The sequence below is a fragment of the Mesorhizobium sp. ESP-6-4 genome (assembly GCF_020164735.1).
Lineage (GTDB): Bacteria > Pseudomonadota > Alphaproteobacteria > Rhizobiales > Rhizobiaceae > Mesorhizobium.
Map to the genome: position 1 here is coordinate 193,597 of NZ_JAIUGS010000008.1, position 15,305 is coordinate 208,901.

The 15,305-nt window shown below is 64.5% G+C and carries 10 protein-coding genes and 1 pseudogene; 1 reads left to right on the forward strand and 10 read right to left on the reverse strand.

The annotated features are described in order from the left end of the window. Positions 1-152 precede the first annotated feature (152 nt). From LB523_RS17530 to LB523_RS17565, 8 genes and pseudogenes are all read right to left on the reverse strand, one after another. Positions 153-1,082: an ArdC family protein gene (locus LB523_RS17530; RefSeq protein ID WP_224605122.1), complete on the reverse strand. Its 930-nt coding sequence runs from the start codon at positions 1,080-1,082 to the stop codon at positions 153-155. Positions 1,083-1,356: 274 nt separating this feature from the next. Further along, on the reverse strand, positions 1,357-1,542 hold the full coding sequence (locus LB523_RS17535; RefSeq protein ID WP_095769172.1) for a hypothetical protein: 186 nt from the start codon (positions 1,540-1,542) through the stop codon (positions 1,357-1,359). A 572-nt stretch (positions 1,543-2,114) separates the two neighbouring features. Beyond that, complete coding sequence (locus tag LB523_RS17540; protein WP_224605126.1) at positions 2,115-2,684, reverse strand: hypothetical protein; 570 nt, start codon at positions 2,682-2,684, stop codon at positions 2,115-2,117. 506 nt (positions 2,685-3,190) lie between these two features. Beyond that, positions 3,191-4,860: pseudogene (locus tag LB523_RS17545) on the reverse strand (ParB N-terminal domain-containing protein). 314 nt (positions 4,861-5,174) lie between these two features. After that, on the reverse strand, positions 5,175-10,283 hold the full coding sequence (locus tag LB523_RS17550; RefSeq protein ID WP_224605129.1) for an N-6 DNA methylase: 5,109 nt from the start codon (positions 10,281-10,283) through the stop codon (positions 5,175-5,177). A gap of 83 nt (positions 10,284-10,366) precedes the next feature. Next, complete coding sequence (locus tag LB523_RS17555; protein ID WP_224605133.1) at positions 10,367-10,765, reverse strand: DUF3085 domain-containing protein; 399 nt, start codon at positions 10,763-10,765, stop codon at positions 10,367-10,369. Between the two features lie 11 nt (positions 10,766-10,776). Continuing rightward, entirely contained in the window at positions 10,777-11,376 is a 600-nt protein-coding gene (locus LB523_RS17560; RefSeq protein WP_224605144.1) for a DUF1419 domain-containing protein, read from the reverse strand. A 112-nt stretch (positions 11,377-11,488) separates the two neighbouring features. Then, entirely contained in the window at positions 11,489-12,481 is a 993-nt protein-coding gene (locus LB523_RS17565; RefSeq protein ID WP_224605147.1) for a DUF3991 and toprim domain-containing protein, read from the reverse strand. A 1,112-nt stretch (positions 12,482-13,593) separates the two neighbouring features. On the opposite strand from LB523_RS17565, the gene LB523_RS17570 reads away from it, so the two are divergent. Continuing rightward, a complete protein-coding gene (locus LB523_RS17570; RefSeq protein WP_140541140.1) occupies positions 13,594-13,785 on the forward strand; it encodes a DUF6494 family protein in 192 nt (63 codons plus the stop codon). A 184-nt stretch (positions 13,786-13,969) separates the two neighbouring features. Here the strand turns inward: LB523_RS17570 and LB523_RS17575 are convergent, their stop codons facing one another. Then, positions 13,970-14,266, reverse strand: a complete 297-nt coding sequence (locus tag LB523_RS17575; RefSeq protein ID WP_140841443.1) for a DUF982 domain-containing protein — start codon at positions 14,264-14,266, stop codon at positions 13,970-13,972. Positions 14,267-14,465: 199 nt separating this feature from the next. Further along, a partial coding sequence (locus LB523_RS17580; protein WP_318011973.1) for an amylo-alpha-1,6-glucosidase occupies positions 14,466-15,305 on the reverse strand: 840 nt, incomplete at its 5' end.

Consider the following 15,305-nt stretch of genomic DNA (forward strand, 5'->3'; position numbering starts at 1 on the left):
CGAAACTGTCCCGGCTCTGCAGATCAACCCGCGTGGGGATCGATTTCGCGAGTTATCTGGAAGGTTTCGCCGTCATACTTGTCGGAAGGCTTGGCCGTGCGAAGCAACGGGGAAGGCACATGGCCACGTCCTCCGAAGGTTCCTGCGTGACATCAGGCGGCCTCGCCTTCTTCTGCGGCCTCCGGCTGAAGGCCATGCAGGAAAGCCACGGCGCGCTGCGCATGGGCCGCGGCCGAGAAGATTGCGCGCTTGTCGTCGGCGAGGCATTTCAACCACGAACCGAGATAACTCGCATGGTCCGGCCGGGGATCGAGCTCCGGCGCGATACCAAGATCGGCGCAGAGGAAGCAGCTTCCGAGCTCGGCGATCAGTTCCTCGCGCGCTCGCTCGCTGCGATCCTTGGCGTAGCGGCTAAGGTCGCGGTTCACGCGATGCGGCGCCGAAGTCCAATGGGTGGCCTCGTGACTGAGCGTGGCAACGTATGACGCGGCGTCCCGGAACGTCTGGAACGGCGGCATCTGGATGTGGTCCGTCACCGGGGCGAAGTAGGCGCGATCCCCGCCATGCCGGATTACCGCCCCAGTATTGGCAAAGAACCGATCGGCATGCTCGATCCGGGCGATCGGATCGCGCAGCGGCTCCGCCTGCGGTCGATAAAACTGGTCCGGCAGGCCATCAATTTGCGCAATGTTGAAAGCGGAATACGCCTTGAGGAACGGGATCTCGCGGTCGATTTCCTCGCCCTGGGTGTCCGTCTCCGTCCTGGTGAAGCGGCTGGCGAAGACCACCACAGAGCCGGTCTCGCCCTTGCGAACGCCGCCGCCAAGTTCCAGCGCCTGCTTGAATGTCATCCACATCGGGCTGGAAAAGCCGCGGGCGACAGCCTCCGACCAAAGCAGCAGCACATTCATGCCGTTATAGGGCAGACCATTATGCCTGAGCGGCCGGGTGACGCGGCCGGAGGCATTGCTCGATTGCCACGGCTGCATCCAAGGACGGATGCCCTTCTCCAGCTCGGCTACGATGCGGCCGGTGATGCGCGCATAGATATCGATGCCATCTGCATTTTCTTTCCTGGTCATTTCATGAACCTCCAGTTGGAGGCCGCGCCGATCGCGGCCCCGTGACGGGGTCCGCTTGGGCGGAGCAGGAGGCCGGCCGCGCACCCGACCGGGGACCCGTCGTGGTTGCACGATGGGATGGTCATTGGCCGCAGCGACAGCGGAGGACGGCGAAGCCGTTGCGCTGACTGCCTGGCTCCGCCAGGACCTCGGGCCAGAACGGGGCGCGAGCGGACGTCAGAAAACAGAAAGGCGGCGCTGGGCGCCGCCTGCATGCCGTGGAGATAAGGCCGGTTCAATGAACCGACCGGCCCCCGCTATAGGGATCGTATTCGAAGAGGATTTCGACATCGGCGTTGTCGAGCTCAGAGGCGGGCATGACGCCAAATTCGTTGTCGACCTGGAAGAGGATAACGGGGACCATGAGAGTGCGGGCGAGGGACCAGGCGGCCTTTTGGGCGAGTATGAGATCGTGGGACATCTGAGGCTCCATCTTGGAGCGGGCCAATTCCCGCTCGATGGCTCCGTCAGCGTGCGGAGGCGGGCGCGATCACCCGAAGGCCTCAGCCGAGCGGCCGCAGTGTGCTAGCGGACCCCTTGCGGGTTGATCGGGGAAGATCCGCAGCCGCATCAGGAAAGCCATCACGAGAGAGCGGGGATTGAACCGTGAAGGAGCCCAGGGTACCGATCGGGCCGAGGCTGGCGAAAGGAGCAGGCATCGGCGGCCCTCCCATCAGCGTCGCGCGCCGGAAGCGACATGCGAACCCGGGGCAAAGTCGCGCACATGAAATCGCTAGAGCGAGAGATTGTCGTTGTCGAGTTGGTCGCCATGGGCGGAAAATTGGGAGACGAAGCGCACCGGATGGCAGCAGGTCGTCTCTCCTCGTGCGCCAGGAGCGGCACTCGCGACGAAAGGTTCACTTGGCGATGGTAGAAAGCGGCATGTTCGGCATATGAAAATCGGCTGGGCCCCGCGCAGTCGATGCGACGGACGAACGAACCGGACGCGCTCGATATGGAAGGAGGGCGGGACCGGAGCCCCGCCCTCGACGTTCATCCGAGAGCCGCCATCTGCAATTCGGCCGCCTTGCGGTCGACGGATTGGCCGGGGTTTTCGACTGGACGCTCGAAGGGCTTCCAGACCTCGCCTACAACCTGCTCGTAGGCCGCGATAGCCCCCTCGGCGGCCATGCGCAGCGCATGGGCCTGTAGTGCCATATCGGCGGCGAACTCACGCTTGCGCTGGGCAGCGCTGTCGAAGCCGACCGGTCCACCGACGTCTTCGTTCCGATCGTCGCAGGCCGACTTGGCCGTCGCGTCCCGTGCTTCGGAAACCGCCCGGCTGTAGAACTGGCCGGCCCCGTAGGCGGACCCGACAAAGGCACCGACGACGCGTTGCAGGTGTATCTGCATGGCGCGTTCGCCCAGCCCCTCGTCGAGCGCCGCGGCCGTGTCCACGATGAGCTTTTCGTGCAAGTCGCGAATGCCGTCGCTGTCGAGCACCGGGAGGCCAAAGCACTGTGCGGCGTCGGGGCACACGAGGCGGACCATTTGGAAGGTAGTGCCCTTGCGCAACGGAGCGACGCGGGCGGTTGCGCGGGAATTGGCGGCTTTCCTGGTCATTGGCATGTCCTTTCTTTTGGTTCTCGAGGCCAGGACCGGTTCCGTGCCGGCCCTCCCTCGGGCGCGGACCAAAGGAACCGGCGGAATGACGGGCGCTTCAGGGTCCGGGCGGACCGAGACGAGCATGGAAGGTTTGCGGCCAAGCAGGGCTTTCTTCAGCCCTCGCGCGGGACGCGGGCCCGCCATGTCGAGACCGGACCGATCCGGCCGCCCCGCGGCGCGGAACGCGGCCTTGAAGCGGACGGCCGCCGGTTCAGGACCGCATGAAGCCCGAGTGAGGACCGGCACGGGCCTCGACTTCGACATTGGAACCAAGGGCAGGTGATCATGGCCACCTGCCTATTCATCGACCGAAGGTGTCTCGGCACGCACCACACGGTCACACCATCATGGCCCTGAGCCTACGCCGGAGTTCCATTGTATCGCCAGCGCTCGCTGCCGCGGCCGTACACCTGCTGCCGCCAGGCGAACCTGGCGGCGGCAGAGCGATCGAAAGGAGGCGAGGTCTATTCGGCGGCCTCGCGGTAGCCTTCCTCGAGCCCGCCTTTCTCGGAAGGATGGTCCTCTCCACTCAGGCCGTCGACCTCAAGCCCAACGTCGTCATCGGCCTCGGGGACGGTGCTCTTGGACAGCCACTCGGTCAGGCTTGCCGCATCGGGAGCGAACAGCGCAGCCGGGTGGACGAAGTGCCCTTCCTTGAAGTGCTCGACGAGCGCGGCCCGCGTGTCCTTTACGCGGGCCCGCGGCAGAACCGGCGTGTCGGCGCACGAGCCCTCGATCGCTGGACGCGACAGACAGGACAGGAAGTCCTCGGTGCCCATATTGGCGAGGAAGCTGTCTGCCCCGATCGCGCCTCCTGCGACGAGCGCCACCACGCCCGACTTGCTCATGCCCTCGCGGCAGGAGAGCGCATCGATGAGGACGCCCCGGGCCGCGATGCGCAAAGTCTCGGCGTCGAAAGCGAACTTGCCCTCGGCATCGAAGAGGGTGGCGGCGTGCCGAGGCATGCGGCGACCGAACCCATGATCGCCGCCGGCACCGGAATCAACGCGCACGTTCTGGCCAGCGAAGGCGAGAACGAGCAACGCCAACAGCGTGTCGTCCTCGATCGGCGCCCGTGACAGCGCCTCATGGAGAGCATCGGTGCGCAGGTCGCCGATCATCTCGATGCCCTTACGGGTCACATCGGGACGCGATTTCGGCATGACGACCGCCTCGGCGGCTTCCGTCGCGTTGGCCTTCTTCTTGGCCTCGGGCAGACGGAAGTGAACGGTCTTCACCTTTCCCTCGCGGTCGAGATACATCGCGGCGTGATCCGACTTCTTCGGCGTGCCATAGACGCGTTCCGCCTTTGGCGGGAGCTTCCCCTCGCCATAGGCGTTCGGTTCGGTGATGATGCCTTTCTTGGGCAGGTTCTGAGTCATCCATTCCTGCTGGGCGCCGAGGAAGGCCTCGACGTCGGTGGTGTACCGGCTGTCCTGGTCGGCCGGTGCGAACAGATCCTCCACCCAGGCGATGCCATAGGCCTCGCGCAGCTCGTCGCCAAAGCTTGCGTCGCGCGCGTACATCCGGCGCTTGGTGAGACCGTTGGCGATGCTCCACCACGACACCTGCGGATCGCCCTTGTTCGGCTTTTTGGCCTTCCAGACCTCCTTCTGCTCCTCAAGCGAAGCGGCCGCGATAGTGCGGAGCTGCTGCTCGTTCGGCATATCGCCCTTGGCCATTGCGTCGAGCATCGCCGGCAGCACATTGGCGAGCAGCCGCAGCTTCTTGATCTGGCGCACCGACTGCGCAAGGGCGATCGCAATGGACTCTTCGGTCCAGTTCAGCGCAACGAGACGCTCGATGGCACGCCAAAGATCGACCGGGTTGAGCTGCTCGTGCGTGATCGAGGTGGCCAGCGAGCGCATCGCACCGCCATCCTCGGCTCGAGGCACGACCAGAACGGCGATCTCTTCGAGACCTGCAGCAACCGCCTGCTTCGCGCGGCGATGACCCTGATCGATGACGAAGCCATTGCCGCCATCGCCTTCAGCGAAGACGATCGGCGGCTCGACGACGCCGATCGCCTTGATCGTCGCCTGCAGCAGGGCGTCGGCCTGCGGGCTGACTTGGAGCGGCGCGCCTTGTCAGGATTTTCCTTGAGCGAGCGCGGATCGACAAACTTCAGTTCCATGGGAATGCTCCTTGAAGGGTTACGGACAGGCCCGTCGCCGGTCCTTTCTCGTCTTCTTTCCGAAGACATCCCCCGGCCCGCGGAGCGGGCGGGACGGGGCAATTGCGCTGGAGCATCCCTGCCCGGCTGGCCAAGCGGGGCTTCTTCAGCCCTGCGCAGGATGACGGGCCGGGATTGCGACGGGCGCGATTGAGCGTCAGCGTCGGCGGACCACCCGATCAGCGAGCGGTCCTCCTTGCTTTTCCGCTTCCCTGCTCGTTCGGGAAGGCCCCTCCACCGAGCCGGCGAAGGCCGCTCAGAACATTGGGGGCAGGTTACGCCGCCTGCACCTCAGCGGGGCGTACGCCGTCGATGTCCTGCGACAACGATCTTTCGATTTCGGAGAGCTGGCGGCGCTTGTCGGCCAACTCGCCCGAAAAGGCGAAGGTGCTGCCCTCGCGAGAGCGATAGGACGCGAGCCGCCGCTCGGCCTCCGCGCGCCGGTGGCGTGCGCGCTCCTGCTCCTCCTCGAGATTGCCAAGCATATGTTCGAGCTTTGCAATCGCGCGAAGCGGCGTGGTGGTGACAGGTAACTCGACTTCCGTCGCCCCGCCGGCGCGCAGCAAGGTGGTGACGTAGCCATAGCTGTCCTGGCCAAAGCGCTTGCCGCAATATTCGAGTTCGAACCCGCCGATCGCGGCGATGGTGCGGATACCGGCATGCTGGAGCTGGATCAAGGTCAGCATCTCGGTCATCAGGGCGCGGCCGGCGAGCTTGCGCTCGACATATGTCGCATTGCCCACGCTCATGCGGAACGCCTCGCCCGTCGTCGGAACCAGCCGCGCGAGGTCCTGGCCGATCTCGCCAATGCGACGTGTCGAGTGTTCGATGTCGCGCTCGGCATCGCGGATCTGCCGGCGGATGGCGAACTGATCGTCCTGATGCGCCGCCCTCAGGCGTTCGAGCCGGGCGATGTCGGCCTCGAGCCCGGCCTTCTGCATCAGGCGCGGGTCGCCCGAGGCAATCGCCTTGGCCATGGCGAACTGGTTGGCCTGCCCTTCGCCGAGGTCGTCGAGGCGGCGCACCGAGGTGTCCCCCGAAAGTGCAGCGGCGATGAAGCGAGCCTTGCGCTCGTTGTTCTGCCACATCTGGGCGTCCATCGAGCCTTCGGTGGCATAGGCGAAGATGTCGACGATGTCGTGCTGGTTGCCCTGGCGCAGGATGCGACCCTCGCGCTGCTCGATTTGCGAGGGGAGCCACGGCACGTCGAGATGATGCAGCGCCTTGAGCCGGAGCTGGGCATTGACGCCGGTGCCCATGGTGTCGGACGAGCCGATGAGAAAGCGGACCTTGCCCGCGCGGACGTCGCCGAACAGCCGCTGCTTGGCCTCCGACTTCTTGAAGTCCTGCATGAAGGCGATTTCGGCCGCCGGCACGCCCATGCGCACCAGCTCGTCGCGGATCCAACGATAGGCCGAGAAGCCCCGCGTCCGCTCAACATTGAGCGTGCCGAGATCGGAAAAGATCATCTGCGCGGCGCCAGTCTGTTCGAAAGGCGTGCCGTCCGGCCGGACGTAGGCTGCGTCTGCGGTGTCGCGCCAGATGCGGTAAGCATTAGCGATGAGGTCGTTGAGCTTATTGCCCGGCTCATTGTCATTGTCCGGATCGACGAGGCGGAGGTCGATCGCGGCATGGCGGCCATCGGTGATGACCGAGAGCAGGATATCGTCGCCGGGCTCGGGTGGCGCTTCGCGCCCTTCGATCGCCTTGATCCGGGCGTCGAGGAGAGCCTGGTAGCGCTTGAACGCGACAGATGGTTTGCAGGTCCTGATCTGCCGCGTGCCGGTCGAGAGCGCCGGCACCTTGACGTAGTCGCGCAGATCCTCGGGCGTGATCACATCCGCAAAGGTGCGGAACATGGCGATCAGCTCAGGGACATTGACGAAGGTGGCGAAGCGGGTGACCGGTTTGTATTTGCCGTTGGGCTGCAGCTCGAGTTCGGTAGTGACGTCGCCGAAGGTCGAAGCCCAGGCATCGAACTCGTGGAGGCCACGCTCGGACAAAGCCGCGTAGCCGAGGTAGCGCTGCACCGAGAACATCTCGCCCAACGTATTGGTGATCGGTGTACCGGAGGCGAGGACGAGCGCCCTGCCCGGGTTCCTGGTCTCGACGAAGCGGGATTTTACATAGAGGTCCCAGGCGCGCTGCGAGCCGTTCGGATCGATCCCCTTCAAGCTCGACATGTTGGTCGCGAAGCTGAGCTTCCTGAACTCCTGCGCCTCGTCCACGATGATCTGGTCGACGCCGATCTCGGAGATGGTGAGCAGGTCGTCCTTGCGGGTTGCGAGGGCCTCCAGACGTTCCTTGAGGCCTTCCTTCAGCCGCTCGAGGCGCTTGCGCGACACGCGATCGCCGCTTTCGACCTTGGTGAGCAGGAACTCATAGAGCGCGAGCTCGTCCTGAATCATCTGCTGTTCGAACGAGGACGCAACGCCGATGAAGCGGAAGGCCGAATGAGTGATGATGATGGCGTCCCAATTCGCCATGGCCGCGCGGCTGAGGAAGCGGCGTCGCTTGTCCTTGCTGAAATTGGTCTCGTCGGCGACGAGGATGCGGGCCATCGGATAGAGCGCCAGGAACTCGCGCGCGGCCTGCGCCAAGCAATGTCCGGGGACGATCATCATGGCCTTGGCGACGAGACCGAGCCGTTTCTGCTCCATGACGGCGGCCGCCATGGTCATGGTCTTGCCGGCGCCTACGGCGTGCGCGAGATATGTCGAACCGGCCGAGATGATGCGCCAAATGCCGCGCTTCTGGTGTCCATAAAGAGAAACCGCGCCTGAGGCGCCCGCAAGTTGCAGATGGTCCCCGTTGAACCTTCGCGGGGCGATGTTGTTGAACTGGTCATTATAGACCCGCGCCAGCCGGTCGGTGCGGTCGGGATCGGACCAGATCCAGTTTTGGAAGGCCGTTTTGATCTTGGTGAGTTTCTCCTTGGCCGCCTCGGTGTCGACGACATTGAGCACGCGCCGTTCGCTGTCGCCATCCTTGATGGTGTCAAAGATCTCCGGCATGCGGCTGTTGAGCGCATCGCTGACGAGCTCACCGGCATGCCGGCGCTCGGTGCCCCATTCGGACGTGCCGGACGCCAGGTAACCGAGCTGGCGGGCATCAACCGTCCAAGAACCGAGCTCGGGCATGTGGTGAATGCGGATCTCGGCGCCCATCGTTTCCTTGACGAAGGCGACGACATCGGCGGCCGGAATCCAGGGCGCGCCGAGACGCGCGGTGATGTCGGATGGGCCGAGATCGACGGGCTGGACAGCTACGAGGGCGCTAACGTTGCGCTCGAAGGCGGGATCGAGAGCCGCGGCGGCTTCAGCGGCCTTGAGCTTGCCGCGGATCTGGCCGGAGAGATAGTCGTCGGCGGTCCGCCAGGCGCCGCTCTCCGGATCGCGGTAGATGGCGTCGCCCAAATCGGCGATAACCATTTCGGGATCGACATGCAGCACCTCGGCGATGTGATCGATATCGACTTGACCGCGCTCGTTCAGCACGACGGCGAGAGCGTCTGCTGGCGAATTGATGATCGGGGCCGCGGGCGGTGCGATCACCCGCTTGGTGAAGATCGGACCGGGCCGGGCGGTGTCCGTCTCGAGGTCGTAGTCCTCGATCGAAGCCACGAGCCAGCAATCGGGATCATCGAGGAACGGGGCGAGGTTCGGGCGGCGATGCGTCTCGCGCACTTCGCCGGTCTCCGGGTCCTCGCTGGTCGACACGACGGTGGTGTTGATCGGACCGAAGGCACGGACGAAGTTTGACCAGGCGATGCGCAGCTTGACCTGCGCCGCCTTCCACGGCCGATCCAGCTCCTGCGCCTTGAGGACCTCGCGCACCGCGTCGCGGATCGGGATCAGCTTGCGGATGATGCGGGCGTGCTTGTCGAGCACCCCATCGCTCGATCGGCCCTTGCGAACGGTGAGGGTCACTGGCGCGCCGTCGACCATCTGCATCAGCGCCGTGTTTGAGGCGACGAAGAAGCTGCCCTCTCGGATCGAGGGGCCTACGGGGCGGTCTTCACCGGGGTGCTCGGTGTGCCCGCCTTTGACATCGATCCTCTCGGGCTCGCCGTCATAGATGGCTTCCGGAAGAAGCGAGATGGCATCCGACAGCGCCTCTGCAAGATCGACGCCCGGACACGGGAGACAGGTATACGTCTCGCCGAACCGTCCCGACGTCGTAGCATGCGTGCCAAGCACAAAATCCGGCCGCCGGGCGAGCCAGCGGTTGATGCGGATCGCAGCATTGTCGCCATCTGCCGGGCTGACCTCGTCGGTATCGTGCCATGAGGGATCGCCTTGGGCCTCGGCGTGCGGCCGCTTACGGAAAAAGAGAAGGTCCACCACCACATCGGTGCCGGCGTCGGCCCGGAAGCTGCCCTCCGGAAGGCGGATGGCGGCGACGAGATCGGCGGTCTTGCTGATGTGCTTGCGTGCCGAACAATCCGTCTTGTCCATGGTGCCCGAGCTGGTGACGAACGCAGCGAGACCACCGGGCTTCAACAGGTCGATCGAGCGGGCGATGAAGTAATCATGCAGGCGCAGCCCCATCGACCGATAGAAGCGATCCGAGCGGACGATACGGTCCGAGAAGGGTGGGTTGCCGATGGCGAGATCGAAGTCAGCCGGCAAGTCGGTGCGGGCGAAGTCGGCGTTGACAATGCGTGCCCGAGGCTGGAGTAGCCTGGCAATCCGCGCGGTCACCGGATCGAGCTCGACGCCGGTGACGTGCACCTGGTCGCGCAGTTTTGCCGGCATCAGTGCCGCAAACAATCCCGTGCCGATACCCGGCTCAAGCACCCTGCCCCCACGCCAGCCGAGACGCACCAGGCCTGCCCACATCGCGCGAACGATGAACTCTGGCGTGAAGTGCGCATATTGCGTGCAGCGCGCGAGGGAGGCGTAGTCGGCGCTCGACACCATCTCCTCGAGCTCGGCGCCGATCGCGTCCCAGCCGGCGCGGAAAGCATCGTCGCCGGGGCGGCGAAACAGCGCATTGGCGAGCTCGGACGCACCAAAGCCGGTGAAGCGGATCAGCCGCGCCTGTTCCTCGCGCGTCGCCGGCCGATCGGCGCTCTCGATTTCGGCGGCGAGCCGTATCGCATCGAGATTATCGCGGGCTCGCTGCTTCCAGCTCCGGGCAAGACCGCGATCGGTCTCGAGGAAGAAGTTGTTGCCATCCAGGCCGGCCTCGGCCGCGCGGCACAGCGAGTGGACGGTTTGGAAGGCCGGCTGCGACTCCGGCACGGCGGGCGTCGTAGTCTCTTCGGCTTCGGCCTTCTCGGCGCCGAAGTCGTTGCCGAAGGCGGTGATGCCGAAGCCGAGACTGGACGAGAGCGTGGTGGTGTTGAACAGATCGAGCGTGAATGGATCGTCGTTGGACATCTGGAGAAATCCTCGTCTTGAAGGCGCGCGCAAACCCCCGGCCGAGCGGGTCGGCCAGGCGATCGATGTCGCGGCTTGGGAAGTCAGCGGGTGATCAGCGAGAGCGCGATTTCGGTCTCAGTGAGTTCGACGTTGAGGTGAGTAGCCCGCAGGTTGCGGTCGAACGGCGGAAGCAGACGCTCGGCCTCGATGAACTCGATGCCGTCATCGGCGCCGAACTGGCGGCGTTTGTAGTCCCACCAGTCAACGTCGCCCCTCGGATGGCATTGCTCGGAATAGATGACGAGCGCGCGTGCCCCTTCGGCGAGCCTGCCGTTGGACATGATGTAGACGCCCTCGTCGCCGACCAGCCACACGCCCGCCCTCTCGCCCTCGCCGGGGCGGGTGCCGTAGTAAGGATCGCGGAAGCCGCCATTGGCCGCGGCATCCTCGATGCCGCGTTCTATGGCCTTGCGCACCGCTACGATCGGGAAGGTAAACATCGCCGCCTCCCTCACGCCGCTGCGCGGACGGGAAGGTGCCTGAGATGCACCGGCAGCTTGGCCGCGATCTCGTCGTCGGTCAGGTCATCGAGCAATTTCTGCTCGGGCCTCCCCAGGCCATAGACGAGGATGGTGCGTTTGCCGCGATGCTCGGCTCCGAGGCGCTCCCCGGCGTAGCTGCGGTACTCGTCATGGGTCGCGCTCCAGACATGCTCAAGGCGCTCCGCACGCGTCATCGCCTTCACTGGCCAGGATTCGCGTTCGACGATGGCGTCGCGCATCTCGACCGGCGAGCGGGGCCGCGCGAGGTCGCAATAGGCATGGAAGTAGCGCGTCTTGCCGTTGATGCGCAGTGTGTAGAAGACGCTGGTCAGGCTCTCGGTGAGGAACTCGCGCAGGGCGAACATCTCGCCGCGCATCCAGAGCGGCGGCAGCAGGTCGAGCATGTAATCGTGCTCGGCTCGCGCGATTTCGAACCACTCGCCGGCGAACAGGCCGCTGTCGTCATTCTCCCAGCGATCGGGCCGCTGGGCGTGGCGGTCGAAGAGGCGGAACATCTGCCGGCGATCGGCGACGCCGAAGTAGATCTTGCGGATGAAGGATTGGGTCATGGGAGGCTCCTGGCCTTGTGCGGAGCCGGAGTGCGGTTCATCCCCTATGGATCACCATCTTCTTCGGCTCTTCCGGACCCTCCCCCCGCGGCCGACTCTCCGCCCGGGCGGGTCAAGGGCCGGCGCGAGCCGGGCGAAGCTTCACCCTTGAGGCGACCGGCGGGCATGCGGCAGCTTCCTCCTTCCTCCTTCCTCCTTCCTCCTCTCCTGCTTCCGCTTTCATTCTCAGATCGGCGTTCCAATCATCCGCTATAGGTCGAAGGCGATCACCGCCGCACCCAGCTTCCTCCCCCAGCCCGAGCAGGCGGTCGGCATAGATGTCGCCCTGCTTGTTGTTGTCGGTAGCCGCGACGAGCTCAATACCCGGCTTGGCGGCAAGCGCGCGGAGCGCCGCATCGGTTGCCGGCGACCAGCCGCCACCGGTGCTGAGATAGAGCGTGTCGGCGCTGAAACCCTCAAGCGCGGCAAGGCTCATGGCGTCGATCGCGGCTTCGGTCACGCAAAGGCGCAGCGCATCGGGACTTCCGAGGCGGAACAGCACCTTGGCGCCGCCGGTGGCAAAGCCGCGCCAGTCCGGTCCGCGTTCTTCCCAGCCGGCAACGGTGCCGTTGGTGTCGACATGGGCAGCCCACATCGAGCCGTGCGGGCCTTCGCGCAGAACGCCGGCGCTGATTGCGGCACGGACGATGCGATCGGGAAGATGCCGGCCCTCGGTGAGATAGCGCCAGGTCGCCGATCCGCGCCACGGCCTGCGCCGTGCGTGCCAGCGCTCCGGTATCGACAGGACAGGCTCCCGCTGGCGGGACACCCGCTGCCAGACAGGCTCGGACGGCACGAACCCGACGAGGCTGGCGACGTCGTTCATGGCTTCGACGAACGGCACCTTCTCAAGATGTTCGACCAGGCGAAAGACATCGCCTTTGTCGTCGCCAAGCGGGTCGAACCAGCCCTTGCCGTCATGGATGACGATGATGATCGACGCCTCACGGCGATATTTCATCGCCTTGCGCGTGCTCTGCTTGACGTCGAGGGCGAACCCCGCGCGCTCCAGCACGGCAGCGCAGGGTACCTTGTCCTTCAGCCCTTCAATTTCTGCTTTTTCCATTTTCGCCCGCGCACCTGTGCAGCGCCTCCCTTCTATTCGGTCCTCGCCCAAGCAATTGGGCAGGAACAGGAGGCCGCGAAGAGCAAGGCGGGCAAGGGCGCGGCATGCAAGACAGTGATTGTGGCGGGTTGCGCCGCGGCGCAGCTTCCCTTGCCGGCCTTGGCGCGCAAGCGGCACGGTGCGCCGCCGCCGCTCTCGGTGACACTCTGCTTCCGCGACATCTGCACGCACCGGGCCTTTGCTCCTCTCTTTCCCTGATCAATCCGTCGCTCAAAACTCCGCCCTTCTCGGCCTCGCCATCGGGAGAGCCCACCGCTCGCCCGACCAATGTGAAAAGGGCGTACAAAGTGGAGGCACCGAAATGTCCGTAAGCGCAAACAGGTCAGTTCGGTGCCGGAGCAGGTTCGTGGCCCTGAGACCGGTTCAACAGGGCGGCCGAAGGAGCATCAGCATAGCGCCCGCCGTAAGGCGGGATGCGGGACCGACAGCCCCCGGCGAAGGGCGCCATATGAGACGACCAGTCCGGTTCTGCAACACTGGGCTCGATGTGATTGATAGCAAATGAAATCACGCGAGAAATGCCGCGGAATCGTGCGTCAATAAGCCAATTTCTGGATGCTGAGGGCGCCGGCGGGCCGCCGGGTGTCCATGGCACGCTACCGGGGCTGACACTTCCGACTTCGCTGCAAGGGGTGAGTGGTTGAGGCTGGCGTATTTGGCTTGGATCCTGCCAGAACGACTGCTTTTTGTCGTTTATCGTCTCGCCAGCAGGACGCACCGCTTCCAGTGGCCGCACCCAAATCCGGGAGATCGACCCGATCGGGATCAGGAGTGAAGGCATGGTCATCGATGTGGAAAACAGAACCTGGTTAGGGGCTCTCGCCCATTGGACAGACCCCAACGTCGCCGAGCCCCATTGTTGGTTCTGGAAAACCGTTCTGCCTTCGCAACTAGCGACAGCAGAGGCCAATCACGGTTCCATACCTTCCAATCGCCGAGCCCGACGCTCCTTCGGGCTAGGAATCCAGTCCTATGGGGACACGGCACCCTCCTGCTTCCTTGATGCTTTGCCTTCCCTTAAAATCCCTATCGGACAAGAGAGGAGTTCCGCCGTGAGCGAAGATGCCTTCAACATGTCGATCCGCAAGTTCCTGAAGGAAGTCGGCGTCACCTCCCAGCGCAAGATCGAGGAGACGGTGCGCGAAGGGCAAATCGGCGGCAAGAAGTTGAAGGTCCGCATGACTCTGACGGCGGAAGGCACTGGCCTCACCCACGTGGTGGACGGCGAGATCGAACTTCCATGAGAGCGGCGAAGTCGTCCGGCCGAACAGACAGCGTTTGCAGCGGCGCGGCCTCCATCAGTCAACCCCGGTTCTATGGGATAGGAAGAGGGGCGGCCGAGGTCCCATATACGCGCCCCTGACGCGGCGTTTCGCTCCGCACGTATTCATCGCATGCCGCGCCTGACGAGGAGCCCTTTCGCACGCCTCACAAGAGGTTGGCGTTGCTGATCTTTGGCCCAGTCATCCACGACGGCGCTGTGGGCACGTCCTCGATCACGCCAACCTTGCGGGCCCAAGTCGTAAAGGCCTTGTGTGCGGCCTCGACTGGTTTGCGACCGTCATAAGCCGAGTAGCACGCTTCGCAGGCCGCCGCGTGAAGCAGGCCACGTCTCTCCACAGGCCATTCTTCCAAAAACTCAATGGCATCCATCACGCAGTCGATCTTTTGGATATAGCCATTCTCCCCTACGAAAACCGGCTGCTTGAAAACACCACCGTCCATAGTGACCTCCCGTCAACAACTGACCCCATTGGTCGTTTCCGCAGATGCAACGGTAATATTCGAACACCTGCACCCTCGGCTGGAGACCAAGAGAAAAGATTGGAAGGAGTTCTTTTCGGTTCAAGAGGAGCCGCGAGCCTCACCAGCAGCACCTGAATGCCATAGCGAGCATCGATGGCAGGCCCTACTGTGCCGGTTGCTAAGAGCGAACGACCAGGGGAACCAGGCCCTCGTGCCGTTCGCCTAGATAGCAGACGACGCGGTCGCCGACGCGCTGGAAATTGAGGTCGACCTTCGCCTCGCCCACGGCTAAGTGCCGGATAACGATGTTGTCGATGCCTATCGGCAACCGCGGGCGATCGACGTTGATCTCGCGCTTCCAACCGTCGATGCGGATCCCCAGGCAGGCCTGCAGCATCATAAACGCGGAACCGGCCGACCATGCCTGCGGCAGACAAGCGACGGGATAGGCAATCGGCGCATCACCGATCGCCCGCGTAAAGCCGCAGAACAGCTCCGGAAGCCGCATATTGAACCGGACCGCCGCCTCGAACATGCTGCTCATAAGCTTCACGACGCTGGTGCGCTTCTGGTAACGGGCTAGGCCGGCGGCACAGATCGCCGTGTCATGCGGCCAGATCGAGCCGTTATGATAAGACATCGGATTGAACGGAATCTCGTCGTCGGCCAAGGTGCGAACGCCCCAACCGCTGTGCAGATGCCCCGACAGCAACTGCTCGGCGATTGATTTCGCCCGTTCTGCCGAGGGCAGCCCCACATAGAGCAGGTGACCCGCGTTGGAGGCGCGCACCGCGCATTGCCTGCCTTCTCCATCGATTGCCAAAGCGTAGAAATTGCGGTCCGGCATCCAGAACCGGGCCTCCACTGCGCTGCGTATTTTTTCTGCCATGGCGCTCCAGTGCGCCGCCTTGGCGGCGTCTCCGCGTTTGGCTGCCAAGGCGGCCATGCCTTGATAGGCTGCGAAGACGTAGCCTTGCACCTCGACCAGTGCGATCGGACCGCGAGGTATTTTGCCGTC